Here is a 26,530-nt window from a genome sequence, read left to right as displayed (position 1 = left end):
CGTCCGAGCAGAGAAAATGGGTTGGAAGAATTGAGCGACCAGCATAAGGGCGCTGGGCAATTGCCGCGAGCACGGCTATCGAGTGCCCGCTTTCCGTCAAGATGGTAACCCGACGCGTGAGCGAGGGACCCAGAGGCTCGTTGCAATGGCACGCGATCCCTCGCTGACGCTTCGGGGTGGGATTCCATCAGCAGGCCGTCACGCGTCGGGTTTCTATTTCGGCGGGCTTGGAAGCTCATCGTACGGGGACTCGGAATGGGGGGCGTTCGGCGATGGGGCGGCGATCAACTGTCGTCGCTCCGCGAGTAGGGAGTTGTGTGTCGTGGGCGGATGCCCTTGGGGTGAAAACCCAAGGCTTTCAACTTTGGTCGCCCTGCGACTGGCGGTGTGTGTTTGGGGATCGAACAACCGCGGAGCAGTGGCAGTTGTCAGCCTCGGGTTTTCAACTCGAGGTCTCAGGCGTCACGCCCTGCCTCGACCAGCCGCGGAGCGGCGGCAGTTGGAGAGCGGTGAGGTGGGGGATCGATTGGAAAGGTGAAATTGCAAATTGAAAAATGCCGCAGGCGATGTGGGGCCGCGTACCGGGAAATCATTCGGCGGCAATCTTCGCCCCGGAAGGGGCCGGCTTGCTTAGCTCGGGGCGGAAGCCCCGAGACCGATCACGAAAAACAAAAGGACGCCCCGGAAGGGGCCGGCGTGGGGCATGTCGCGTGGGTCTCGCTGACGCGTCGGGTTTCCAGGATGCTGACTCAGTGGTGTTGCCGGGGACTGAATCGGAAACGGGGCGGTGCACGCTGGATCCGACGCGACTCTCCCGGCGGGAGGGTGGTCTGGTTGGGGTGACTTTGCGGGCACCCGAAGGGCTGGTTGTGATGACTGGCTCTGAATTGCCGATCAAAGGGATTGGATCGGCAGGTGTCATTCGGGGTGGCGCCGGTCTGCGCGTGTTGGCAGAGGGTTGAGGTGACACACAAAATGACTCGCGAGCTTTCATCGAGGCCGTGTGCTGCTCCGAGAGTGCTGGCGGTTGCGTGCTGGGCAATCCTGGTGGGATGGATCGCCCCAATGGCGAATGTCTGGGGCCAAGACGCTTCAGGGCTGGACCTTTCGGCGCAAGACACTGCCAGCGTGTTGTCGGAACTGCAATCGCAACTGGACGCCCAGCAGGCCAGAATCGAAGAGCTTCAAAGCCGTCTCGAGATCGCGGAAGCTCCCTTCGGTTTGTTGGCGGACGAAGACGACGGTGGTTGCACGCCGGGCATGATCGAGCGGGTTGCATTGGCCGCTGAACAGCCGCTGCAGACAACATGCGATGGAACCGAGGCCAAGGCGTTTCGAACGCTGGACTACTACGCCGATTACGATCGCGGTTTTGTCATTCGCCCGTTCGACCAAAAGAAGCATCCGTTCGATGTGACATTCAACGGTTGGGCTCAATTTCGCCATCATTCATTTGTCACGCAGAGCGATTCTTGGACGGACAACGCCGGAGTCACACGTTCCAAGGGGGACCGCAACGCATTCGATATTGAACGCGCTCGGCTGGCAATTCGTGGTCATGTGATCGACCCAAGGTTGTCGTACTTCGTGCAAGTCGACGGCGACACCGACGGTGGTCACATGCTGGACTTTTTCGATTACTTCTGGGCGTGGCAGGCGACCGACCGTTTTCAAATTCAGATGGGCAAACGGAAGGTGACCGCGAGCCGCCAATGGTTGCTTGGTGCACGGCACACGCGGTTCGCGGATCGACCGATGGCGAATGATTTTTTTCGTCCCGATCGGACCGTTGGACTCTTCGGCATTGGGGAATTTGCTCAGCATGGCCATTATCAAGTCATGGTCGGGAACGGGTATCGGACGGCCAACCTGCCAAATTCGGCGACCGACAATCGCTTCACATTCGCGGCGACCAGCTACGTGGATCCGGCGGGCGATTTTGGATCGCAAATCGTTGACTTTCAAAACACTTCTGCGGCACTTTGGCGACTCGGGCATTCGGCGGTGTATTCACCGCTGGCCGCCCAACCGTCTGGAGGTTCTTATGACGAAGCCAATTTTGTTCGGCTCTCGGACGGAACTCGGTTGACTCAAACCGGAGCGGTCACGCCGGGCGTGTCCATTTCGGAGTTTGACGTTTGGTTGTACGGGGTGGACTTCGCTTGGAAGCGTCGTGGATGGAGTTTGACGAGTGAAGTGTTCTTACGCTGGGTCACGGACTTGCAGGGCGACGGAGCGATTTCGAATGACGAGCTCTTCCAGCATGGGTACTACGTCGAAGGCGGCAAGTTCCTGGTCGCCAAGAAGCTGGATCTGAACCTGCGTTATTCGCGAGTCGACGGTGATTATGGTGCGGCCAACGAGTACGCCGTGGGCATGAACTGGTACCCGTTGTCCAAGTCAAGTTTGAAGGTCACCTTCGACGTGACACAGCTTGACGGCAGCCCGCTGCAGAACACGGCCAGCGACATTCTGGTCGGTGACAACGGAACGTTGTTCCGAACGCAGTTTCAGGCGGAGTTCTGACGTGGGGGAACGACGCTGGGGGAAAACGCTGGAATCCGCCTCAACGCGTCGTCTCGACGAATCGGCTTTGAATCGCCATAACAGTGGCCGTCGCGAGAACTGCCGGATCATGGCGGTCCCTCCCTCCCCTTCCTTTCCCTCAATCTTTCAGGCAACTCGATGGAAGCCGGAATCGTCGGCTTGCCCAATGTCGGCAAAAGCACCCTTTTCAACGCTCTGACGTCCAGCGTCGCGGCTCAAAGTGCCAACTATCCGTTTTGCACGATTGAGCCGAACGAGGGGATCGTGAGTGTTCCCGATTCGCGTTTGAATCGGATCACCAATTTTATCAAACCTCAAAAGGTCATTCCGTCCGCGTTGAAGCTGGTCGATATCGCTGGCATCGTCAAAGGTGCGGCCGAAGGCGAAGGTCTGGGCAACAAGTTTCTCAGCCATATTCGTCAAGTCGATGCGATCATGCAGGTCGTGCGTTGCTTTGAAGATCCCGATGTGATTCACGTCAGTGGTCAAGTCAATCCCATTGCGGACATCGACACGATCGAAACCGAGTTGGTTTTGGCCGATATGCAAACGCTCGAAAACGCGTTGGGCAAGGCCCAGCGGACGGCACGCAGCGGTGACAAAGAAGCCAAGCTTCGAGTGGCCGTGATCGAGAAGTGCAACGCTCACCTGGAAACCGAGCAACCGCTGCGAACGTTGGAATTGGCGGAAGCCGAACAAGCCGCGATCAGCAGCTATGGCTTGATGACCGCGAAACCGATTCTGTACATCGCCAACGTCGACGAAAACGACCTCCAGGGCGAACACGAGTTGGTGGACAAGGTCCGTGAGCATGCGGCCAAGACGGGAGCCTCGGTGGCCTGCGTTTGCGCCAAATTGGAATCCGAGATCGCGGAACTCGACGAAGAAGACCGCGCCGAGATGTTGGCGGACGTGGGCTTGGAAGAGCCATCGCTGAACATCATCGCACGGGAAGCCTATCGCACGCTGGGGCTGCAAAGCTTCTTCACCGCCGGCGAAACGGAAGTCCGAGCTTGGCCGGTCCGGATTGGATCAACCGCGCCGCAAGCGGCGGGCGTGATCCACAGCGATTTCGAACGTGGGTTCATCCGGGCTGAGATTTACCAGTTGCCCGAGTTGGAAGAATACAAGACTGAGAAAGACATTCGCCAAGCCGGTAAACTTCGTGTGGAAGGCAAAACGTACGTGATGCAAGACGGTGACATCTGTCACTTCTTGTTCAACGTTTGATCGTCTTGGCAGCAGCGAATGGTCGCTTCTTCCATTCGTTCGCCGACTTTCCGACGCTCCCACCGCCATCCCTCCTACTGACGGTTCTATGAACAAAATGTTGATTCCTATTCTTTTCGCAATCGGCACGGCGTTGTTTTGGGGTTGTTATGGCCCCACGATCGGCAATGCCCAGGCCCCACGGGTCAACGGCGTTCCGCTTTGGTCGCCGTTCAAACCTTACGTGTTCATCGGCATCGCTTACTTGGTCATCGCGATCTTGGGCGGTTTGGCCATGATGGGCGTCAAAGGAGACTCGTTCAGTTTCTCTGGCGAGCACTTCGCGACGGTCAAATGGGGGTTCTTGGCCGGTTGCCTGGGGGCCTTTGGAGCGTTGTGTTTGACCACCGCGATGATGACCAGCAAAGGCAACGCGTTGTTGGTGATGCCAATTGTGTTTGGCGGAGCGGTGTCGGTGTCGGCATTGGTTTCGGTTCTTCGCTTGGGTGACCACGTGCAGGTCAGCCCTGTGCTGTGGGTCGGAATGACGTTGACCGTGGTGGGAGTGGTGGTCGTGGCGATGAACACACCTCACGGGCATGCACCCACCAAACCGGCGACTGAATCAAGCGAACCGGCGGAGTCGCATGCCGCGGCGCCGATCGAATCCGACGACACGCAAGCGTCCTAGTTCTCGCCTTGGGAACGAGTTTTCGCCATGGAAAGTAGATCGCGATGACCCCACCCAGTGATCCACTCACGGTTGTTCGAGCCATCGATGCCGAGCTGACTCACGTTTGGATGATCCGCACGTTTCTCAAGCACGCCGATGAGGCGGAAGAGGACGAGGATCTGAGAGAGGTGGTTCGCGATTTGTACGACTTCATTTTGGCGGTCGGCCCGGTAACGGACGAAACCGACCCGGCTGCCTACATGAAAATGGCGAAGAAAAAGCTCCGACGTCTGCGCGGCGCCACGGAGCTTTACGAGGCAATCCAGCCTGAGGTCAGCGGGCACACCAATTTTGCGATGGCGGCGAAGTCCCTGCGATTGGCTGTCGACCGGATCATCGCCTTGGTTCAACCCCCGCAGTAGCTGGCTGTCTTTTCCCAGGCTCTCGCTGAGTTTTTCAAGCTCTCGCGGGGTGATTGGGGGCGTCCGATCCTGCTCAGCTTGATCGGGATCCATCGAATCCGTGCCGTCCCAGCAGCCTGCGGAGAAACCACGCGAAATCAGCTGGAAAACGGGGCGAACGCACGCTCGGGGGACTGGAAGAAAATCGATTCGACAGCGATAACAGGGCACGACGTCGAAGGTCTCCAATTTTTTCCGCGACTCCCATTGTGCATTGATGAGCTCTCCCGCCAAAGCTGCCAAACTCGCTCTTGAAGACGGCACCGTCTACACCGGAACCAGCCTCGGGGCAGAGGGGGAAACGACTGGCGAAGTCGTGTTCAACACCTCGATGACGGGATACCAAGAAATTCTGACCGATCCCAGCTATCGCGGTCAGCTGGTGACGATGACCTATCCTGAAATGGGCAACTACGGAATCAACTCCGTCGACCTCGAAAATCGCGGCACATCGCTGGCCGGATTCATCATCCGCAACGAGAGCCGTATGCACAGCAATTACCGCTCGGAGGGTTCGCTCAGCGACTACCTGAAGGCACAGGGCGTCGTTGGGTTGGCCGGCATCGACACGCGAGCCTTGGTGCGCCGCATCCGCAGTGAAGGTGCGATGCGAGGGGTGTTGTCGACGACTGATCTTGACGATGCGTCGTTGGTCGCCAAAGCCAAAGCTTCTCCTGGATTGGTCGGTCGTGACTTGGTCCAAGAAGTCATGCCAACTCAATTGGAAAAATGGACCAACGAACTGGACGACTGGACCGTTCGTGAAATTCGGGAAGCTGCCAAAGACAAATCCATCGACGATGAAAGCCGACCACACGTCGTCTGCATGGACTTCGGCATGAAGTGGAACATCCCCCGTCACCTGCGTTCGCGTGGCAATCGGGTCACCATCGTTCCCGGGAACATGCCCGCTGACGAGATCCTGAAGCTGAATCCGGATGGCGTCTTTTTGTCCAACGGACCTGGCGACCCGGAGCCGTTGACCTATGCACACAAGGCGATCGGCGAACTGCTCGGACAAGTGCCCGTGTTTGGGATTTGCCTCGGACATCAGTTGCTGTCGGTGGCTTGTGGCGCCAAAACATTCAAGTTGAAGTTCGGTCATCGCGGTGCCAACCAACCCGTCCTCGACTTGGAGACGGGCAAGGTTGAAATCACCAGCCAGAATCATGGCTTTGCAGTCGATGACCAAGGCTTGCCGGATTGCTTGGAGGTCACTCACCGCAACCTGAACGACGACACCATCGCTGGTGTTCGCCACAAAGACACCGGTGCCTTTGCAGTGCAGTACCACCCAGAAGCCGCGGCCGGTCCTCACGACAGCCACTACTTGTTCTCGCGTTTCCAAGAACAACTGAACGAGAAGTGCGGGGTGAACGCATGAACAAAGCCCCCCGGACAGCCATCAGCCCGACTCGTGAAGAAAACTATCCCGAGTGGTATCAACAAGTCATTCGGGCAGCGGATCTCGCTGAAAACTCGCCGGTTCGCGGCTGCATGGTGATCAAACCATGGGGGTATCAGCTTTGGGAGAACGTGCAACGTGCTTTGGACGACATGTTCAAAGCGACGGGCCACCAAAACGCCTATTTCCCGTTGTTCATTCCAATGAGCTTCCTCGAAAAGGAAGCGGAGCACGTCGAGGGGTTTGCCAAGGAATGTGCGGTGGTCACGCACCACCGACTCGAACCGGATCCCAATGGCGGTTTGCGGCCGGCCGGCAAGTTGGAGGAGCCCTTGATCGTTCGCCCCACCAGTGAAACGATCATCGGTGCGACGTACGCCAAATGGGTTCAGAGCTATCGTGATTTGCCGATCCTGATCAACCAATGGGCCAATGTGGTTCGGTGGGAGATGCGGACGCGAATGTTCTTGCGGACTGCCGAGTTTCTATGGCAAGAAGGCCACACGGTCCACGCGACTTCGGAAGAAGCGGTGGAAGAAACCGAGAAGATGGTCGAGGTCTACCGTGACTTCGCTGAGAACTGGATGGCGATGCCGGTGATCGTTGGCAGCAAGACTCCGTTGGAACGTTTTCCTGGTGCGGTTGAGACGCTTTCGATTGAATCGATGATGCAAGATCGCAAGGCGTTGCAGGCGGGGACCAGTCACTTCTTGGGGCAGAATTTCTCGAAGGCCCAGGAGATCAAATTCCAAAGTGAATCCGGTGAAATCGAATTTGCTTGGACGACGTCTTGGGGAGTCAGCACCCGTTTGCTCGGCGCTCTGATCATGACGCACAGCGATGACGATGGGTTGGTTTTGCCACCTCGTCTGGCGCCGATTCACGTCGTGATCCAGCCCATTTACAAGGATGATTCTCGCGCCGAGGTGATGGCCTACGTGCAGTCACTTCGCGAGGAATTGGTGGCACAAACTTACGCCGGCGCTCCCGTCCGTGTGACGATCGACGATCGTGACATTCGTGGCGGTGAGAAGAAGTGGTACCACGTCAAACGCGGCGTTCCCATTCGATTGGAAGTGGGGCCCAAGGACATCGCGGCAGGGACTGTTTTCTGTGGCATTCGGAATCAGCCCAAAAGCGTCGGCATCGAACGCTCTGCCTTGGTTGCCACCATCAGCGAAAAGCTGGCCACATTGCAGCAAGAACTCTTCGATGCAGCGTTGAAATTGCGAGAAGACAACACCGTCGAACTCAGTTCCGAAGCCGAGTTCCGCGAATTCTTTGCCGACAATGGCGAGACCGCGATCTCGGGCGGATTCGCTTGGTGTCACTTCGCCGATGAGGACTCCTTGCAGCCCTTGTTGAAGGAGCTGAAGGTGACGATCCGATGCGTCCCGCGTGTCGACAACGATGTCCAAGGCACCTGTTTCTTGACCGGCAAACCCGCCGCTCAACGAGCTGTCTTCGCAAAGGCTTATTGAGTCTTTGACGTGGACGGTGCTTGGTAGGACGCCAATTGTGTGGCATCCGTGGAAGCGGAGCCGGCGAAGCTCACGTCGTTGAAGGTTGGCCGCGAAGCGTATGGCGTTTTCGTCGACGAGTTACAAATTCGAACGCGAGCACTGCCAGCCCACAGGCAGTCGCCGCGCCCATCAGCCCGGCTGGCCAGGCTCCGATTTGAACGTACAGGCTGACTCGCCGATCGCGTCGTGGCTGGGCTTCGATCACACCGCTTTGTCCTTTGGGCAATCGCTCGACGACTCGGCCTGCCGAATCGATCCAGGCCGTGGGGCCGCCATTGGCTGCGGACAAAATGGGGCGTCGGCAGCCCACCGCCACCAGCTGGGCACAACGCAGATGGTGATCGACCACAGCGGAATCGCGAAACCAAACATCGTTGGTCAGCGTCAGCAAGGCATCGGGCAGTTTTGGGTTGGCACGTGAATTCAGCTGGTGCATGTGGTTGGTCGGGATTCGCTCGACGGCGGTTTCGATGCAGAGGTTTGGCATCAATGAGATTCCATCCAGATCAAAGCGTTCTGGTTGCGTGCCTCGATCCAGCCCCAACCCTGGCGGCACCTGGTCGCGAATCCAGGGCAGACTGTGCACCAAGGGGATGGTTTCGCCGAAGAGCACCAGGTGGTTCTTGGCGTATTGTCCGGCCATCTTGCCCGCGGGGTCGATCCACACGACGCCACTGTATTGGCTGGGGTGTTTCGCGTACTGGACCAACCCACAGCCGCCGATGATCGCTGGTGCGACATCGCTGGGGATGTTGGAACTGGCGGCCATTGCCAGTTGAAGATTGGTCGCTCGGTCCAGGAAACCGGCCTGATTGTTTTCAACTGCGAAACGAAGTTGGTCAGGGACCAAGGGTGGGAGTGAGGGATCCTGCATGAATTCGGGGACCGCCAAATCCGGGCCCGTCGTCATCCAGGGCATGCCACCTGAAAACATGGACTCCGGCCACACAACCGCCGCCACCTCGGACTTTGAGTTTGCCACCGCATCCAAAGCCATTTCAGCGTAGGTGGCAAAGATCTCTCGCTCACGCTCGATGTCTTGCTCGTAGACGGTCAGTTGATTGCCACCCAGCAAGGCAATCGTTTTGCCGATCGGTTCCGTGGCGATCTGCATGGTGATCGCGCCGTAAGCGATGGTCGCAATCAGCAGACCGCTGGCGATTGCGAGGGAGGACCAGGGCGTATCGGAAGAAGCGGGATGGCGAACCACCCATCGATTCATCGCGTCGAGCATCGCCACGTTGAGGCAGACGATCACAAAGCTGACCGCGTAGGTGCCACCTAGATCCGCGATTTGAATCAGGATTGGCATGTCGGCCAATGCATGTCCTAGCATCAGCACTGAGATTCCAGTGAACAGGTGGTTTCGAATCCACTCCAATCCGACCCAGATCACCGCGGCGACCAAGCAGAATGGGATGCGGTTCCGCCAAGGCCTGCTCGTTTGAATTTGGTGAGTTGCTCGCCAGCGGCGCAGCAGGGCGACAAACAGCACCGGATAGATCGCAAGGTAAGCCGAAAGTGCCATCCAGGGCAGGAACATCAGCGGGTGAGCGTGGCGGAGTCCTTGCAGACTGACCAACCAGTACACGAGCGAAGCCAGGTACAGGGATCGCTTCCAGGGCGAGCGGGGGTCGACCTCTGCAATCGCCAGAAGTGGAACCAGAGCCACAAAGATCAACGGGCCCATGGCGATTGGCGGGCCAGACATCCAGAGGACGGTCGCGAAGGCGAAGGACGCCGCCAAGAGCCACCGCATCGAAGCGGGGGCGGCGGGAGGTTGCTCGGCAAGGTCCGATGCGCGGGCATCGGACGCAGAATTGGATTCGCTCAACGGAGGGGCTCACGTTCGCGGGCAGGTTGTAGGCCCCGTGAAATACCAGCCCGACCGCGGGCCGGCAACCCGTTTCAGTCTTTCGCAGATCGAATCAGGCCTTGGCGGCCCCGGGCCAGAACCGTTTCCAGCGACTTTCGTTGCCCGCGTGACCTTCCGGACCGCCTTCCTCGTCGGGGGTGGGGCCGGCGTCTTGGTGTGTCAATCGATGGGCAACGTCCCGGAAAGCCTGGGTCAAGGCTGCCTTCGGGGCTTGCGTGATCAACGGCACACCGTTGTTGCGGACTTCGACCATCGTTCGATAGTCATTTGGAAGAAGCGCGAAGATTTCTCGGCCGAGCGTTTCCTTGGCCTTTTTCAAACTGATCTGTCCCGCGTCCAAACCGGCTCGGTTGACAATGATTTCGACTCGGTCGGCCAGACCTTCTGTTTCGTCAAAGCTCATCATCAAACGCACCACATTGCGAAGACACGGCAAGTCCAATTGAGTGACCAGCAGCACCTTCGACGCCGTTTCGATCGCGATCATGTCCAGCGCGTTGTAGGTTTTCGACAGGTCCACGATCAAGTGAGTGAACGATGCTTTCAACAGCCCAATCACCTTGCGGAGGCTTTCCGCGTCGATTGCCTCGAGATCATGCAATTCGACCGGGCGTGGCAGCAAGTACAAGCCGCTGGAGTGTTTCGTCAATGACTTCTTGAGCAGTTGGATGTCCAGTCGCCCAATGTTCTGAACGACATCGGCCAGCGTGTAGTCTGGAATGGCATCCAAGAAAACATCGGCATCGCCCAGTGCCAAATCCAAATCCAACAGAGCGACGCTGTTGCGGCTTTCTTCGGCCAACACGCAACCGAGGTTCACCGCGGTGCTGGTCGTGCCAACGCCACCGGTGGCACCGGCGATTGCGATGACTTCGCACGAACGACTGCGAGCGTCGCCACCGCCAAACTTGGTCTGGCTGATTCGGCCGAGTGCCGATGAGAGCTCTTCTTCGACCAACGGCAACGTCAGGAATTCACGTGCCCCTGCCCGAATGGCCTGCAGAATCAGTTGTCCATCGCTGACAGCGCTGGTTGCCAACAGCGCTGTGTCTGGCGTTTCGCGAGTGATCCGCTCAATCAGTTTGATCGCCGCGGTGGAATCCGTGTCCAGGGAGATGACTCCCACGTCCGGAGTCGTTTGGTCAACGATGTCCGGGAAGAATTCGTAGCGAGAGCAGTCTGCTTCCAACCAAACGGTGTCCATGCCCAACAGCATGGCTTTGAGTGTTTCGCGGGACGAGTCGTTTGGATCGACCAAGGCCAATCGTAGGACGTTACTCATAGCTGACTACTTCGAAAGACGGAGAAGATTTTCATGGGGAAAGCCCGACGTTCCGTCGGACAACATGTTGGGGCAACTGGTTTTCACTCAAACGATCATCGGTATTCCGGTTGGCTGACGATCACTCCATCAGCGATCTTCGTTGGTTCTGGACCGGGAACGATCGCTCCCGGAGGAAGCAACTCACCCGCCCCAAAGCGATTGTTCGCGGGGCGTTGAGGGGCTCGTGCCATTTGCGGTGGGTAGTACCCAGCCGGGTTGGGCGTGGATCGTGGTGGAGTGCTTCGTGAGGCTTGTGGTGACGGCAACATTGGGTCAACGATCTGACCTTCTTGGTAGCCTTGGCTGGGGACACCATTCATGGGGGACTGATACATGGGCGGCTGATGGAGCATCGGGCCGGATTCAATCTGTCCACCACGGAAGCCGCTGGTGATGCCAGGTTGCAAGTTTGTGTTGTCGCAATCGTTGGCCTTCAGATTGGGCACTTCGATATGACCCAAGGCGTAGAACTCTTTGTCATCCGGCGAGTGCGTGTTCATGCCCGGGCCACCGCGAGGCACTTCGTGAGGGTCCATTGCCTCAACCAATTCGGGCGTCACCATGATCAGCAGTTCGATCTCGTTGCGACGCTCTTGCATTTGACGGAACAGCGATCCGACGTAGGGCAGGCTTCCGAAGAACGGGGTGCGGCTGACGGTGGACTCGGTGCGGCTTTGCAGCAAACCCGCCAAGGCGAACGTTTGACCAGCTTGCATTTCGACAGCGGTTTCGACGTACCGAGTCGTGAACGCGGTCACGTTGGTACCGTCAAGCGTGATGGCTCGTGAGGAGTCCGGTTCACTGACTTCGGGACGAACTTCCAAGCGAATGCGTCCAGGGCCGACGACGAAGGGCAGGAAGTCGATGCTTGTCCCGTAATCTTCGTAGGAGACTTGGACCTGGCCATTTTGACCGGGAATGATGGTCGGGATTCGTCCACCCACGGTGAACCGAGCAGGACGACCGTGCGTGGCAACGACGGTGGGTTCAGCGAGGAGCTTGACCATCCGTTGTTCCTCCAGGGCTTTGATCATTGCTTCGAAGTCCCCGTTGACATTGAACCGCAGGTTGGTGTCCCCAACAGGGACGGGGCCGAACGTTCCATTGTCGCCTTCCACCAACCCGGCGGAGACATCCAGGATTCCACTGGGACCATTGAGCAACACGAAGTTGTCACTCAAGATGGCGAGGTCAACGCCCAACTGCCGAAGCTTCGTGCGGCTGATTTCCATGATCTTGGTGTGCAACAGAACCTGTTGGATCCCAACGACTTGGATGTTGTTGATCACAGTCGTGTAGAACTGTTCGGTGATCGCAACGGCTTTGTCCACATCATCGACGCTGGTCACGTATCCCGAGATGATGGAAGACTCACCGATGGGCGTCACTCGAAGGGATGCCAGCGGCAGTTGCGAATTCAGGATGCCTTCGACTTCTCGAGCGTCCGCGACGACCGTGACATCGATGGTGTAAAGTTTGTCCTCGGTGTCCCAGAGATTGATCTGGGTGGTACCGGGCGTCTTGCCGAACACCTGGATTTGGTTTTCGGAGACGGGCGTGGCTCCCAGGACTTCCTCGTTGTGAACTTGGAAGCGAGGGATGCGTTCGCCGAGCGACAGAATGCGGCTGCTCTTGACGATCAGATCCATCCGTTCGACGGATTGGTTGATCTGATGGTCACCAGCGGCGGACGCGAGCGTCGTGGCTGACTGCGCCATCACCGGCTGGGAAACCGCGATCATCGCGAACCCGAACACGGCCGTGATCAAACAACGGACCGAACGGTCGCGACGGGTAAGAAAAGTGCACACTCGCATCTGAGGCATCCTTGCCGGGGCGGGTCGAGTTATTCATTCATCTCCGCGAGAATTCGTCCATGAACTCTCGGCGATCAGCTCGTCGCGGGGAAGCGACGGGCTGGGTGGCAGTCCGCTGGGTGGCGGGCTTGCCTAAGCGTCAGTGGTGAATCTTGTTCCGTTGGTCCCTGAGCTTCAGCGGCTCGTGGGGCCAAACTCTTTGGTCGGCGGGGCATCTGCTTCGGAGCGATCCGAAGGTCCGCTGTTGTAGAACGGGCTTTGTGACCCATTCAGATAGCTGTAATCGGTTGGTGCACTGGGTTCATCCAGTTCGTTCTCGCTAGGGAGGGGATAATCTGCCCCCGGGCGAGTTCGCAGGTCGGTGGTCGTCTCTTCCAAGTCGTCACGCCCCGATTCGGCGAGCACCTTGGGCACACTGGATCCTTCTTCAATCCAGTATTCCGTCAGCACGCCACCGGACATCTTCAACATCTTGAATCCCCGTTTCTTTTCTTTCTTGGGGGCTCGAATGGAAGGTGTCACAATCGGTGTCTCCACACGGTTGCTCTCTTCTTCGCGTTGTGCCTGAGCGATTTGATAATCCGACAGCCAACGCAAGAAGTCTTGTCCGGCGCCGCCACCCGATGCTCCGTCTTGGGTTTCGTTGATATCGCTGGGGTTGCCCAGTGTCAGACGAATTTTGCCCAGTTCGCTGGCATAGGTCCACGCCGGTGTGTCTTTCTTATGAATCAGCAGCGAGATCGAACGAGCTGGTTTGGATTCGACTTCTGGATCGACTTCGCGTTCGGTTCGGCCGTCGACGGCGAACACTCGAACGCCCGTCAAAACGGTCTTGGCTGTGGTCTCGGGGATCAACTCGCTCTTGATGAAATACGCCATCACGTCGACCCGGTCGCCAGGGCGAACCAGGGTGGCAACGCTACTTTCGGGATCCGCACGCATCGACACCACGCTGAATCCAACTGGAATCGTTTGGGAGGAACCATTGGCATCCGCCATCAGTTTGACTGGCATCACCGGTTCGCCCTCGTAGAAACGTTGGCGAGCGAATTTTCCTTCGACGTCTTCGAGGTTTCCGCTGGCGCCCGTTGGGACGCGGTCGGCGGGCCATTGTTCGAGTCGGATTTTGTCCGCCGTGATTTCCTCTGCGATATCAATGGTCTTGGAAGTCACGAAGATCTCAACCGTCGCTACCGAACTTTGACCCGTTGACTGAGCTTGCATCCACTGGCTCACACCGATTGCGGCGATCGTGCCGCAGACGCAGGCCAGGATGAGGAAGACTGATTTGTTTCGCATGGCAATCGGGTGGGTAACCAGAGGTGACGGACTGCTCGCGTTGAATTCGGCCGAAAATTCGATCGCCCGCAATGAAAGCGTCACTCACGGTATCGGGTGTGAGTGTTCAGGAGCTAAACACACTTGGGGCAACCGAGTCTCTTTGCGCAACCGGCACAGATTGACAAAGGACCGTTTGGCTTCGGATTTCCAACGTCTGGGAGAAATTGCCCGGCATTTGGGGCTTAAATGACGACAGGCCGCATGGGGGATCCATGCGGCCCTCGACTTTCAATCTGAATCAGACCAACTGGCCAGATGCGGCGAAGTAGATGATGGTCCCGATGGCCATGGGGATGCCGTAGGGCAACAGGTACATCGTTGGTTTTCGCTCGCGAGCAATCGCGGCAAGCTGTTCCGGTTTGCGGATCGTTCGCCACTCATTCATGATTTTCCAGAACTGAGCGTAGTGTTTCACCCAGGCTCCGCTCTTCCAAATCATGAACGCAGCCATGATGCCGCCGACGATTGCAGTCGCCGCAAAGGCTTGCAGTGTGATCGTGGTACCGCACCAGGCACCGATGCCTGCCAGCAGTTTCACGTCGCCGGCTCCCATGCCGCCTACGTTGCGAAGTGGCAACAGCAACATCATGCCGACGAAGGTGCCAAGCAAACTGTAACCCAAGCCCGGCATGCCGCCTTGGATGAAACAGTGTGCCCAACCGCAGATGATGAACGGGAAAGTCAACCAGTTTGGGACTTTCAAAATCATGCCGTCGATGACAGCCGCAACAATGAGGACGACCGTCACGAACCAAATGGTCCAGTTTTCGGTGATGCCTTGAAGGAGAGTGTCCATGGTGATTTCCCCGTGTTTCTTCGGCCGAAACGTTCGTGCAACGAGTCGTCCGTTAGTGGTTTCAAAGTGGATGGTGTGTGTGGATGGCGGTGAACGTGGTGGTGAATTCCGGTCGTTATCGAATGGATCAGCGAGGACCGATCATCCAGCTCAACATTGCGAACAGCAACGTCACGCCACAGCAGGCCAATTGCCAAACGTGGGCGGCAGCGTCTGCAGGAATCAGTGGGTAGTTCATTCGCTCAATGCCCAGGGGCAAATTTGAAAGGTGTGGAATGAGTGGCAGCCAAGACTTCCATTGAACTTGCAATGTCGGACCGTCTCATCTGAGTCCGCAAGGTCTTCGCAACAGGGCTCCCCCGAAGGGCGATTCCGAAAGGCGACGAGACGAATCTCGTCGCCGTTCGGGATGTCGCCAAATTGACGGGACAGGCCCGCCAGTTCAGGCTCAGTTGGCAGCGATTGCAGCGCCAGCTTCGCCGAACTTTGCGTTGGCGTTGGAACCGATGGTGGTCACAGCACCGATGCAAACGACGATGATCAGAGCCAACAAGACGGCGTACTCAACAGCCGTTGGTCCGTCTTCTTCTTTCAGGAAAGCAACTACGTTCTCAGCAAACTTTTTCATATCTAACTCCAGACAAAAACGGGGGCCACGATTATGTCTCGTTAACCCGGCGACAAGGTGTTAGTCGATCCAATGTGAACCGACCCAGGTGACAACAGCCTTCGTCAATGGAAATCAAACTGACAAGCCTCGGTTCAAACCCATGCGTGTTTCATAACGAAACAGCGATGAGTTCTTTCCACGGCAACTCGGCTTTCCTGAAGCCAAGCCAAATCGCAGTTTGCGATTGGCCGACTCACGGACCCGTGGTTTTGCGTGCCGCCCTCTCGGACGGTTTGCCTTTGTCAGGGAACTTCGGCTGACCCTGTCGAACACCCCAAGGCAACACACCTCTGACTGTTCGACGTGGCAGTGAATTGCATTCAAGGCAACTCACTTTCTCACTACCGAACACTACGACAGAAAACGGACGTGTCAAAAAAGATTGGTTGGCCAGACCTTAACGGCCGGGCAAGATGCCGGGTCGCTCCGGTTGTAGCGATTAGGGGATCGGTCGCGATTGAGAAACCGGTTCTTCGCGTCCAGATCCTCTAGAAGACCAGCCCCCGCGGTGCGGTTGATGCCAACCCCAGCGGTGGCGGATTCAGTTCTTGGATGGCCAACCAGGCAATTGGAACTTCTTCTGCGTGTTGGCGGTGTGCTCGCTGTAGTGCCGCTCCATTTGCTTGAGCAACGCGCCCATGCTTGGCCAGCGACTGCCGGCGACTTTGTCGTCGGTGCCATAGCCATCCAGCAAATACGCAAACCGTCGGCTGAAGTCGCTGACTCGTTGCATCTGGCGAGCTTCCTCGGCGCCCGACCAATTTGGATTGGCGAATCGGTAATCCGGCGGCATTTGAGCCGGATTCAGATCCATGACCGGGATCGCGACGTCGGCTGCGTGATACATCTGCGAGAAGAACTGCAACTGTCGCCCCATCATGTGTTCCACGTTCCAGCGTGGGGTGTGCGTTCCGTTGGCGGGTTGGAAGTTCATTTGCTCTGCCGTCAAAGCGGCGAAGACGGCTTGGGACTCGGAGCATGACTCTTCCATCGCAACGAACATTTTGTCCATCGCCTCAGGCATCACCCAAGGTTGAGTGGAGACGTTCCACCAAACCGCTGGAGACTTCGCCTTGGATTCGGACGACTGCGATGAGATGGCGACCGTGTTGTGGTTTTGCGTTCGGACCTTGGCTGAGTCAGGAGCGGTTGCTGAAACTGAAATCCAGTTTCGAACCGTGGTTGGCAACGACTTGCCGTCTTCTGCCGCGAATCGCTGCAAGTTGGATCCGATGACCGCGTCAATGTGTTCGATGGATTCCAGCGTCTGAACGTCGCAGTCGGGCCCTGCCACAAGCAGATGGACCCCATCCAATTGAAGGTGGACCGCTTTCGTGCCGAGCGAATTCACTCGGATGTCATTCGGTGTCTCGAAAACGTCGCCCGTTCCGGTGTCGCTGATTGCAGCCGATTGCCAGGTCGGTTTGGCTTGGTTGGCTGGGCGGCGGAGAAGGTAGGAGCCTGCCTGACCCAATGAAACGGTTGCGTCCGTTTCCGGGATCGCAATGGTGCCTGAAACACGGTCTGGCGTTGATCCTTCAGGCGAGGCGGGGGCGTTTTGAACCGCGACGCTCAGTCCCCAGTGCGACTCGACCGTCACGGTCCCCCCAGGCCACAAACGCACCGCGACCGGGTCTCCTTCGGCTGCATCCACGGATGCAGGGAAACAAGCGGCAGGAACAAACGCGAGCAAAAAACTAGCGAAAACGAGCTTCGTCGTGGTTCCTATGCAGAAACAAATCGAATTCATCGCGATGGCCTATCTGGTTGCCGCGCGTTCGAAGTCGGCGCGGACGATTCGTGGAACGTTCGTGAAGGGCTATCGTAGCACGATCCCTTGAACTCGTTTCCACTCTGTGATCGCCAACGAAACGTCGAGTTGCCGGGCGAGTTGATCGCCGCGAAGTTTTTCGAGTTCCAAGCGAATCAGGTCATCGGAGCCAACTGGTTGTTGGTCCAATTCGATCGCAGCCTGCGTTTCTTCTAGTCGTTCCTGGGCCCACTGCAATTGGCGGTCGATCAATCCAAGGCGTGCGTTGGCAAGCCGAACGTCCAGGACCGCCTGCAACGTTTCATTGCGAACCACTTCTGCCAACGATTCTTGAAGAAGCGAGCACTGTTGACGGCGGCAGTTCAAATCGCTGGCGTTGGAATCGGAGGACAGGCACGAGAACAGACTTTTGCCGGTGGCCGATGCGATGGCCAAACCAGCGCCGGGACTGAGAGCCCCGATCAGCTGCCTGGCCGAGGACAAATTGCAGGTTCGCATGCCCGCACACAATTGCTTGACCGCCTTCAAGTCGTTGCGATTGGCCAAGGCGGTGCCAACGCTGGTGCCAGCATCAACCGATCCGGCGGAGGCTGCTGGTTGCAAGTCATCAACTGTCACGGCCACGGCGACTTCGGATTCAGGCCGGCCGGTACGACGAGCGAGTTCTTGTCGGAGCTTTTGGGTCGCGAAGGACTGCTGGATTTCCATGTCTTGCCAAACCAGCTTGGCTTGTTGAAGTTGCAAAACATTGCCGTCGGGGACTCCCAATCGATCGGCTTCGTTGGCTAAATCGATCAAGCGGTTTTGGACCTCGATCCCTTGCTGAGCGATTCGCTTGCCAAGCTGGGCGGCCACCAAGCGATCGTAGGCCTTGGCTGCATCGGCGGCGTCATCGGCGCGTCGGCCCAGGGCGATCTCGGCGAGAACAGACCGGATCAGCCGCAATTGGCAGACCGCGGCTTCATCTTCACAATCCACTCCGCAGGCCACCGACCGAGATTCTTGGTCGATCATGTTGGCTTCGGGAGAATGCTGGTGCGCCCATTGCATCACTTGTTGACGCGTGTAGCTGACGAACGATCCCGTTTCGATCGGCGTCGCCATGGCATCCAGAACAACGGTGCTTTCTGGCAGCGGGCTGTCCAAGTGAAGAGCGTCCGAGTCCGTCGATGCCAGCGTCGTTTCGGCCAAGGGAAGCGTTTCGCTCGCCGGTCGCGGATCGCCGGTGGTGGGCATTGCCCAATCGATGACGCTCACGTGGGGTGATTGAGCGGACAGGACCGCCATGGTCGCCACACCAAGGATCAACGGTAAAATCCAGCGGTGGGCCGGGGACCGAGCGGCTGGAATCGCAAGTTTCACGGCAGAAAGCATCCCTGGAATGAACAGAGGCCCCCTCCCGTCCGTGGAAGAGTATTGCAGTGTCCTCTATCAGACGGGATCGGTCAGAGTTTGCATTGGAATCAGCAGACATCGTCCCGACTGCATTGGCGGGATTGCACCGGTTTGGACGAAAAAAACCGATGGTCCGGTCGAGCCGATCTTTCGCTAGACTGCGTCATTCGCAAAATTCCCCGTTTTTCCAGCAACATGAATTCATCGACCGAATCGAAGTCCACCAACGACGGTTCCGTGTCGGAGGCTCAGTCAGCCTTCGACGCCATGACGATTCCTCAACAGCGTGCCGCTGTGTTCCGGTTGCAGGCCGGACGCGAAACGGTGGAAGCCTTCGCGGTTGCCTTCATCTTGGCACTGTTGTTCCGTGCGTTCATCGCGGAAGCCTTCGTGATCCCAACCGGATCAATGGCTCCCGCTCTGATGGGGGCTCACAAAGATGTGTTCTGCGACGAATGTGGGCAGCAGTTCCCAATCGGGGCGAGTTTGGAAAACCGCACGCCCGCGCTTCAGAAAGTCGTGGTGGGCGGGATCTGCCCGAATTGTCGGCACGTGAACGCATTGGATTTGGCCAATGATGCGAATGAGCAAACCTTCAGCGGCGACCGGATTCTGGTCAGTAAATTCGCGTACACGTTGAAAGAGCCCAAGCGATGGGACGTGATCGTCTTCAAGGTTCCGGTGAACCCCAAGCAAAACTACATCAAACGCTTGGTCGGTTTGCCTGAAGAGACGGTGTCGATTCAGTATGGGGATGTTTACGCAAAATCGAACTCCGAAACCGATTCCTCCCAATTCGGCGAGATCCAGCGAAAGCCCCCCGAAAAGCTGCTGGCGATGAGTCACCTTGTTTATGACAGCCAGCATCAACCCAAGGCTCTGTTGGAGGCCGGCTACCCCTCCAGGTTGCAACCATGGTCCCCCGGGATCGATACGGTTCCCACGGATTCTTGGAAGGTGACTGAGACCGCGGAAGGAATGACCGCGACGGTCGAGGCTGCGGAGGGTGAAACGAAGTGGCTTCGCTATTACCACCATTTCCCGGATGAGCAACAGTGGCGAGCCGCGATCAATGGCGAGTCCTTGGCGGACGTGGATCCACAAACCGGAAGGTTGATCACGGATTTCTACGCCTATGACTCGTATCTGAACGTTGCATCGGATCGAGTCTACGATGTCAAACCTTCCCCGGTCGGCGTCTCGCGTCTCAAACGCATGCTGGGGCAAACCCGCACTGCAGGTGTGTTTCGAAGCAGCTATGAGTCCGGCGGCGACTTGGCTCAGTTCCGAGGAACGGTTCAGTACGGTGGTTCCTACCACGGTTCAGGAGGCGTTCACTGGGTCGGCGATCTGATTGTTTCCCAGACCATCGAGACTTCCGCTGATGCTCAGCAACTCCGCTTTGAAATTGTCGAGGCTGGAGTGCGGCATGTTTGTGAAATCGATCTGCAAACTGGCGAAGCCAAGCTCACCCTCGACGATGGTCAGGAACATGCGTTTGACGGTGACAGCAATCTGCATCCGATCGCAGAAACCGCAGTTCGGGCCGGTCAGCAACATGACTTCCGATTCAGCAACGCGGATGATGAACTGAGGTTGTGGATCGACGGTGGTTTGGTGGCGTTCCAATCGCCGACCACGTTCGATTTCAATTCCATTGTCCCACGCGAAGAAAACCAGCCACGATTTGACGGTCCGGGGAATCCATTGGATGCTGCCCCGATTGCGGTTGCTGTGACCGGCGGCTCGGCCACGTTGAGCCAGTGGACCATCCACCGTGACAAGTATTACATCGCGGTCGACACCAGTGACGATGGCATGCTTGACTATGACATGGGAGCCTTGCGTCGCTTCGTCGGTGCCGGGGCTCGACCGGACGAAATTGTCCGCGACATTCAACTGCTGATGGGCGAGCCAACGATCTGGGCTGATTTCCCCGGTTGGCAAAGTCGCCGCGCGGTTTCCTTCCGGATGGAAGAAGACCAATTCTTCCCGATGGGCGACAACAGTCCCGAGAGTTTGGACGCACGTTGCTGGGCCGGTAAGAAAACACGACTCGGAAATTACGCCAGTCCCGACAAAGACGCCTACAAATTCGCGGACGTTTCGTATGTTCCGCGAGACCTGTTGGTTGGCAAGGCATTGCTGGTGTTTTGGCCGCACCCGTGGAAGTCGCCGTTGCCGTTTTGGCCCAACCTGGACCGGATGCAACGAATCAAGTGATTCACTGAAAGGAATCGAATCATGAGTGACGAATTTACCCCCACATCCTTTCCCACCGAATCACCGCTGGGATCCCATGCGGAACGCCAGTCGAGCGAGCCTGTTCTCGAAGCGGTCGGTTTGCAGAAAACCTATGGTCGACGTCGCGTCGTCGATGGAGTGAACCTGCACGTCGGTGAAGCCGAGATTGTGGGTTTGCTGGGGCCCAATGGCGCCGGGAAATCGACTAGCTTTCGAATGATCTGTGGGCTTGTCCAGCCCGACCAGGGCCGCGTGTACTTGGGTGGCCAAGACGTGACCGATTGGCCGATGTTCCGGCGTGCTCGCGACGGCCAAATGGGGTACTTGCCTCAGGAACCCAGTGTTTTCAAGAAGCTGACCGTGGAGCAAAACATCTCGGCGTTGTTCGAGTTGCTGGGCGTGGACCGCAAGCAACGCAAAGAACGCACCAATGAATTGCTCGAAGAGTTCAACATCACGCACATTCGAAAGAGTCGAGCGGCCGGACTCTCCGGCGGTGAACGTCGCCGACTGGAGATCGCTCGTTGCTTGGTTTCCAATCCACGAATCGTGATGCTCGATGAGCCTTTCGCTGGGATTGATCCGGTCACCGTGCAATCGATTCAAGGTGTGATTCAGCAGCTTCGTGATTCCGGGATCAGCGTGTTGATCACCGACCATGCGGCCCGTGAGATTTTGACCACCGTGGATCGCTGCTATGTGATCTACCAAGGCCAAGTCTTGATCGATGGCACGCCAGATGAAGTCAAACGGCACCCCAAGGTCCGCGAGGAATATTTGGGTGACCTCGACGCGGCCGCCGGTGGTCCAACAGGTCCGCCTGCCGAAAATCAGTTTCGAATTGACCCTGCTCATTCTCAACCCACTCCCCCAGCTCCGTCCTCGGCTCAGTCTGCCGCCGCACCGACACGCCGCCAAGTGCCTCGGCGTCGCGTGACGGACGTCTGACAACCACCTGATTAGCACCATGTCTCCTATGATCGCCGCCGACAAAATCCAGGCGGCTCGCCAGCGAATCGCTGGCGTGGTTCGCCACACACCTCTGATGCGAAATGCCCGTCTCTCGGCGCTCTATGACGCTGAGATTCTGCTCAAACGCGAGGACTTGCAAGAAGTCCGCAGCTACAAAATTCGTGGGGCGTACAACCGGATGTCGCAGCTCAGCGACGAGCAACGGGCCGCTGGGGTGGTTTGTGCCAGCGCCGGCAACCACGCGCAAGGTTTCGCGTACGCCTGTCGTTCGATGGAGATTCAAGGCCGAGTCTTCATGCCTGCGGTGACGCCCAAGCAGAAGGTCGAGAAGGTCAAACTGTTCGGTCAAGAGCATGTGGAGATCATTCTCATCGGGGACACGTTTGACGATGCGGCCGCAGAGGCCCACCGCGCCGCTGAGAAAGGGCTGACATACATTCCGCCCTTTGATGATCCCGCCATCATCGAAGGCCAAGGCACGGTCGGTGCCGAAATTTTGGAAGATCATCCTGAGCCAATTGACATCGTGCTGGTCGCAGTCGGTGGCGGCGGTTTGATCTCCGGTTTGGGAAGCATCTTCAAGCAACTCTCACCCCAAACCAAGATCATCGGAGTGGAGCCAACGGGCGCACCGGCGATGCATGACAGTCTTCGCGAAGGCAAGGTCGTCACGCTCGACAAGATTGATAGCTTCGTCGACGGTGCTGCGGTCCGGCGGGTCGGCGATCTAAACTTTCAAATTGCTCAGCACGTCATTGACGAAATGGTCCTCGTTCCCGAGGGCAAAGTCTGCAGCGTGATGTTGCAGCTTTACAACGACGAGGGCCTGGTCGTCGAGCCCGCGGGGGCTCTTTCGATTGCGGCGCTCGAACAGTTGGCCGACGAGATTCGGGGCAAGACCGTCGTGTGTGTGGTTGGTGGCAGCAACAACGACATCACTCGCACCGAAGAGATTCGCGACCGAGCGATGTTGTACGAAGGGCTGCAGCACTACTTCATCATCAAGTTCCCGCAGCGTGCCGGAGCTTTGCGTGAGTTCCTCAACAATGTGCTCGGGCCAACCGATGACATCACGCACTTCGAATACACCCGAAAGCACAACCGCGAAACTGGACCGGCCTTGGTCGGATTGCAAGTCGCCCACCGCGATGACTACCAAGGATTGCTGGACCGCCTGACGGCCAGCAACATCGAATACCAAGTCGTCAACGAGCAACGCATGCTGTTCGAACTGTTGGTGTAGGCCGTCCGTTTCTACTCGACGATCGACTTCAGCAACGCCTGCATCTCTTTTCGTTTCGCGGCTTCTTGTTCGTAAAGGTTCACTGTTTCCATCGGGTCTTGCTTTAGATTGTAAAGCTGGCCCGGGGAGTCGGTTTCAGCTTCCTTCTTTGCATACGGTTGAAGCACGCGATCGTTGTAGTTGTTGCCGCCAGAGCCCGCGTGGTCCAAGTACTTCCAGTCGCCGACCCGCAGTTGAAACTCACCGCGAAAACTTTGGGTGATCATGTGAGGTCGGATGGACTCGCCCTCGGGCACTTGCCCCAGCATTTCCGGCAGCATGTTGAAACTGTCCAGGGCAACGTTCTCGGGCAGATCAACGTCCGCAACGGCTGCCAGTGTTTTGAAAATGTCGGTCGTGTTGATCAGTTGGTCCGAAACGCGACCGGGTGCGATGTGTCCGGACCACTTCATCATCATGGGGACGCGGTGGCCGCCTTCCCAGCCGTCGCGTTTCATTCCGCGCCAACCGCCGGCGGCATCATGTTGGTGATCCTCACGCATCCAAACGGTGTGCATCGTTTCCGGTCCGTTGTCGGAGTTGAAGATCACCAGTGTGTTGTCGTCCACTCCCAGTTCCTTCAAGTGATCGAGCAGATCACCAGTGAGCGAATCGAGTTCGCAAACAAAGTCGCCGCGAGCGCCGGCTTGCGTGGATCCCGAGTGTTGGTTGGCAGGGAGCACCGGGGCGTGAGCAATTTGGGTGGAGACCACTGCGAAGAACGGTTGGTCAGGTGACTCTTGAACGTGGCGGTCGAGAAACTCTCGTGTCTTGTCGAAAAACAGAATGTCGGCGTCGACAAACTTGTAGCCGGGGGCTTTCCAGCCTTCGTCGTTGTCCCATCGCCACTTGCCGCCAGGGTTAGGAAGCGTATCGCTTTTGTGACGTTGGTTGGCTGGCACGGGGACCATGCCATTTTCGATGTACAGGTACAGCGGGTCGGTGGTGGGGCAATTGGGAGTCACGAATGACTCATCGAAGCCTTGGTTGTTGGGGCCGTCGATCAGCGGCGTGCTTCGCTCGTAGTCAATTTTCGTGACATCTTTGAAACCACCTCGCAGTTGTTTGCCGTCGCTGCCGTACCAAGTCAGCCCGAGGTGCCACTTGCCAAAGATGGCGGTTTTGTAGCCGGCCTGCTGAAGCATCTCTGCGATCGTCAAATCATCGGGCCGCAAGTAGCTCGGCCCGCTGGCTCCTTCGAACGCAGTCGTTCGGCGTCCCGTCCGGAAGACGCATTGACCGCTCATCAACCCATAGCGAGACGGTGAGCAGATGGTCGAAGGGCTGTGCGCGTCTGTGAAGCGAACGCCCTGAGAAGCCAGTTGATCCAAGTGGGGCGTTTCGTAGGCGCAGTTTTCGTTGTAGGAGGACAGGTCCCCGTAGCCGAGGTCATCGGCATAGATGATCAAGACATTGGGTGGCTGGTCCGCTGTGCCGGTTGGGCTGGTCAGCACGGAGCTCAGGCAGACCAACACCGCTGAGAGAATTGTGATGCGGGTTCGCGCGACGGCGAGGACGCACAGGCGACGTGTTGAAGGCATGTTTCAAATTCTCGAGTAGCTTGTCGTGAGGCTGGATTGATCAGCAGAGCGAACGCCGGTCGGACAGCGTCGTTCCTTGCTCAATCCTAGCGACCACCGATGGAACCCCGAAGCAGCCCGTTGTCGGAGTGTCCAAAAAAACGGCGGCCTGAGGCCGCCATGTCGCAAATCGTTTTTGAAATCCAGTGGGTTACGCCACACCTAGCTTCGTGGGCTCGCTGTGACAGGCCCGCTGAACTACTTGCCAGACGCGTTGCTGATCAGTTGACGCAATTTCACAGAGTCCGTGACGGCTTTTCCCGCCGCGACATCTTCCTCTCGAAAACTGGCCAGGAGAATGTGCCGGTCTTTGGTGCGGTTGTAGTCGTAGGTGATGTGGATCACACCGTCCGGACCTTGTTGCCCGTCGGGGTAAGAGACCCCCGCTCGCTCGTCGAGCATCAGTCCACCCCCCCAGGTTTTGCCGTCATCGGTGGACACGAAGGCCATCAGGTGCGAGCGACCGGTTCTTCTTTCGATGGGGCCGTGTTTGACCAGCAGGAGATTTCCTGAAGCGAGTCTTCGGATGAAAAAGCGTGCGCTGGGGTGCGAGATCTTCGATGGGGTCAGTTCAGGCCAGGTCTTTCCTCGGTCGGTGGAGACGCTTTCGCCGATCCCATACTTTGTGCGGGCAAGCAACCAAATTGATCCGTCATTTCGTTCCACCAACATGTGTTCATCGAAGGCACGAGCGTCCTGGGGGACATTGCAACCGCCGCGTCGCGACCACGTTTTCCCCTGGTCATCCGAAACGATCATGCGTGCGCTTTCGTCGGTCTCACGCCACGTCGACGCGGGCAGCGCCCATTCGCCGGTTGAGAGAACCAGCGGTTTGCACATCATGATCCCATCGGTGACTCGCTTGGCTTTTCCGTGGATCGGTTGCTCCACATTCGGATCTTCGATTTTCAAGAACCAAACTCCTGCGACGGTCCCCAAGTGTCCCACCGCCTGTGCCCAGACGAGCCTCAGTTTTCCGTCCGGAGCGACCCAGAGTTCGGGATCGTAGGCGCGAACCGGACCGTCTTCGTCTGGATCGACGACGAGCACTTCCTTCCAAGTCTCCCCGCCATCGCCGCTGGTGCTGAGGACGACGTAATTGTTTGCGTCCTCGCTTGGTGTTTTGCCGGCATACCAAGTCGCCCAAAGTCTGCCTTTGTTGGAAACGGCGAGACTGGAGATTCCAGCGAAGGCCCGGTTGCTCACCTCCTGGACTGCTTGAGGGGGACCGATGTATTGCGGCGGATCCAAGAACGCGGGGGCTTCTGCTCTGAGAATGCCAAGCGTTGAGAGAGCGAAGAAAACCGTCAGGGGGATGATTCGGTTCATGAGGTGGGGCATCGGGTGAGGGGATGGGGAGGGACTTCGCGTCCAGTTTATCTTCTCGGCTTTCGGTTTGCTGTGTTTGACGAGGAGTTTTGGCGAGCTGAGTGAACGGCCTTGGAAGGTCATTGCACGGGAATGCGAGCCGGGGGATCGCGCGGCGAGGGGGCGGCAAACAACTGTCGTCGCTCCGCGACTTGGGGGCTTGTGTCGTTGGCGTATGACCTTGGGTTGAAAACCCAAGGCTTCCGGCTTCCGTCGCTGCTATGTAGGTTTTTTCGTCAAGGGTGAATTTTGGATCTCGCTGGGAGATTCCGATCT

The 26,530-nt window shown here is 57.7% G+C and carries 19 protein-coding genes and 1 riboswitch; of the genes, 9 read left to right on the top strand and 10 right to left on the bottom strand.

Going from position 1 to position 26,530, the window contains the following annotated elements; translation table 11 throughout:
* The first annotated feature begins 1,065 nt into the window (after positions 1-1,065).
* The 6 genes from UH5x_RS07155 (at position 1,066) to proS (ending at position 7,776) form a co-directional block, all read left to right on the top strand.
* A complete protein-coding gene (locus UH5x_RS07155; RefSeq protein WP_047813598.1) occupies positions 1,066-2,526 on the top strand; it encodes a porin in 1,461 nt (486 codons plus the stop codon).
* 159 nt (positions 2,527-2,685) lie between these two features.
* On the top strand, positions 2,686-3,777 hold the full coding sequence (gene ychF / locus UH5x_RS07150) for a redox-regulated ATPase YchF (protein ID WP_482635215.1): 1,092 nt from the start codon (positions 2,686-2,688) through the stop codon (positions 3,775-3,777).
* Between the two features lie 88 nt (positions 3,778-3,865).
* Positions 3,866-4,447 carry a hypothetical protein gene (locus tag UH5x_RS07145; protein ID WP_047813543.1) on the top strand — a complete coding sequence of 194 codons (582 nt, stop codon included), beginning with the start codon at positions 3,866-3,868 and terminating at the stop codon, positions 4,445-4,447.
* 44 nt (positions 4,448-4,491) lie between these two features.
* On the top strand, positions 4,492-4,851 hold the full coding sequence (locus tag UH5x_RS07140) for a hypothetical protein (RefSeq protein ID WP_047813542.1): 360 nt from the start codon (positions 4,492-4,494) through the stop codon (positions 4,849-4,851).
* Positions 4,852-5,107: 256 nt separating this feature from the next.
* Positions 5,108-6,274, top strand: a complete 1,167-nt coding sequence (carA, locus tag UH5x_RS07135) for a glutamine-hydrolyzing carbamoyl-phosphate synthase small subunit (RefSeq protein ID WP_047813541.1) — start codon at positions 5,108-5,110, stop codon at positions 6,272-6,274.
* Positions 6,271-7,776, top strand: coding sequence for a proline--tRNA ligase (gene proS, locus UH5x_RS07130; RefSeq protein ID WP_482635214.1), 1,506 nt, complete (start codon positions 6,271-6,273; stop codon positions 7,774-7,776). Before carA ends, proS begins: the two co-directional genes overlap by 4 nt.
* A gap of 70 nt (positions 7,777-7,846) precedes the next feature.
* On the opposite strand, the gene lnt is transcribed toward proS, so the two are convergent.
* The 8 genes from lnt to UH5x_RS07090 form a co-directional block, all read right to left on the bottom strand.
* Positions 7,847-9,577: an apolipoprotein N-acyltransferase gene (gene lnt / locus UH5x_RS07125; protein ID WP_482635943.1), complete on the bottom strand. Its 1,731-nt coding sequence runs from the start codon at positions 9,575-9,577 to the stop codon at positions 7,847-7,849.
* Between the two features lie 169 nt (positions 9,578-9,746).
* Complete coding sequence (locus tag UH5x_RS07120) at positions 9,747-10,976, bottom strand: AAA family ATPase (protein WP_047813539.1); 1,230 nt, start codon at positions 10,974-10,976, stop codon at positions 9,747-9,749.
* A gap of 95 nt (positions 10,977-11,071) precedes the next feature.
* On the bottom strand, positions 11,072-12,835 hold the full coding sequence (locus UH5x_RS07115) for a type II and III secretion system protein family protein (protein ID WP_236696104.1): 1,764 nt from the start codon (positions 12,833-12,835) through the stop codon (positions 11,072-11,074).
* A gap of 174 nt (positions 12,836-13,009) precedes the next feature.
* Positions 13,010-14,134 carry a Flp pilus assembly protein CpaB gene (gene cpaB, locus UH5x_RS07110; protein WP_047813596.1) on the bottom strand — a complete coding sequence of 375 codons (1,125 nt, stop codon included), beginning with the start codon at positions 14,132-14,134 and terminating at the stop codon, positions 13,010-13,012.
* A gap of 280 nt (positions 14,135-14,414) precedes the next feature.
* Positions 14,415-14,972: an A24 family peptidase gene (locus UH5x_RS07105; protein WP_047813537.1), complete on the bottom strand. Its 558-nt coding sequence runs from the start codon at positions 14,970-14,972 to the stop codon at positions 14,415-14,417.
* A gap of 448 nt (positions 14,973-15,420) precedes the next feature.
* Entirely contained in the window at positions 15,421-15,600 is a 180-nt protein-coding gene (locus UH5x_RS07100; protein WP_007326629.1) for a Flp family type IVb pilin, read from the bottom strand.
* A 179-nt stretch (positions 15,601-15,779) separates the two neighbouring features.
* Positions 15,780-15,890, bottom strand: a riboswitch (cyclic di-GMP riboswitch).
* Positions 15,891-16,183: 293 nt separating this feature from the next.
* Positions 16,184-17,392 carry a DinB family protein gene (locus UH5x_RS07095; RefSeq protein WP_482635213.1) on the bottom strand — a complete coding sequence of 403 codons (1,209 nt, stop codon included), beginning with the start codon at positions 17,390-17,392 and terminating at the stop codon, positions 16,184-16,186.
* Between the two features lie 69 nt (positions 17,393-17,461).
* Positions 17,462-18,787, bottom strand: a complete 1,326-nt coding sequence (locus tag UH5x_RS07090; protein ID WP_482635212.1) for a hypothetical protein — start codon at positions 18,785-18,787, stop codon at positions 17,462-17,464.
* Between the two features lie 216 nt (positions 18,788-19,003).
* On the opposite strand from UH5x_RS07090, the gene lepB reads away from it, so the two are divergent.
* The 3 genes from lepB to ilvA are packed head-to-tail and all read left to right on the top strand — an operon-like array spanning position 19,004 to position 23,267.
* Complete coding sequence (lepB, locus tag UH5x_RS07085; protein WP_482635211.1) at positions 19,004-21,031, top strand: signal peptidase I; 2,028 nt, start codon at positions 19,004-19,006, stop codon at positions 21,029-21,031.
* Between the two features lie 21 nt (positions 21,032-21,052).
* Entirely contained in the window at positions 21,053-22,000 is a 948-nt protein-coding gene (lptB, locus tag UH5x_RS07080) for an LPS export ABC transporter ATP-binding protein (RefSeq protein WP_482635210.1), read from the top strand.
* Between the two features lie 19 nt (positions 22,001-22,019).
* A complete protein-coding gene (gene ilvA / locus UH5x_RS07075) occupies positions 22,020-23,267 on the top strand; it encodes a threonine ammonia-lyase (RefSeq protein WP_482635209.1) in 1,248 nt (415 codons plus the stop codon).
* A gap of 11 nt (positions 23,268-23,278) precedes the next feature.
* On the opposite strand, the gene UH5x_RS07070 is transcribed toward ilvA, so the two are convergent.
* Positions 23,279-24,847 (bottom strand): sulfatase family protein, encoded by a 1,569-nt coding sequence (locus UH5x_RS07070; RefSeq protein WP_482635208.1) that lies wholly within the window; start codon positions 24,845-24,847, stop codon positions 23,279-23,281.
* A 237-nt stretch (positions 24,848-25,084) separates the two neighbouring features.
* Positions 25,085-26,215 carry a sialidase family protein gene (locus tag UH5x_RS07065; protein ID WP_482635207.1) on the bottom strand — a complete coding sequence of 377 codons (1,131 nt, stop codon included), beginning with the start codon at positions 26,213-26,215 and terminating at the stop codon, positions 25,085-25,087.
* Between the last annotated feature and the right edge of the window lie 315 nt (positions 26,216-26,530).

This window comes from Rhodopirellula sp. UH5, assembly GCF_056839225.1.
Note: the sequence above shows the minus strand (reverse complement) of the source record. Positions and strands in the feature narration are given on the sequence as shown.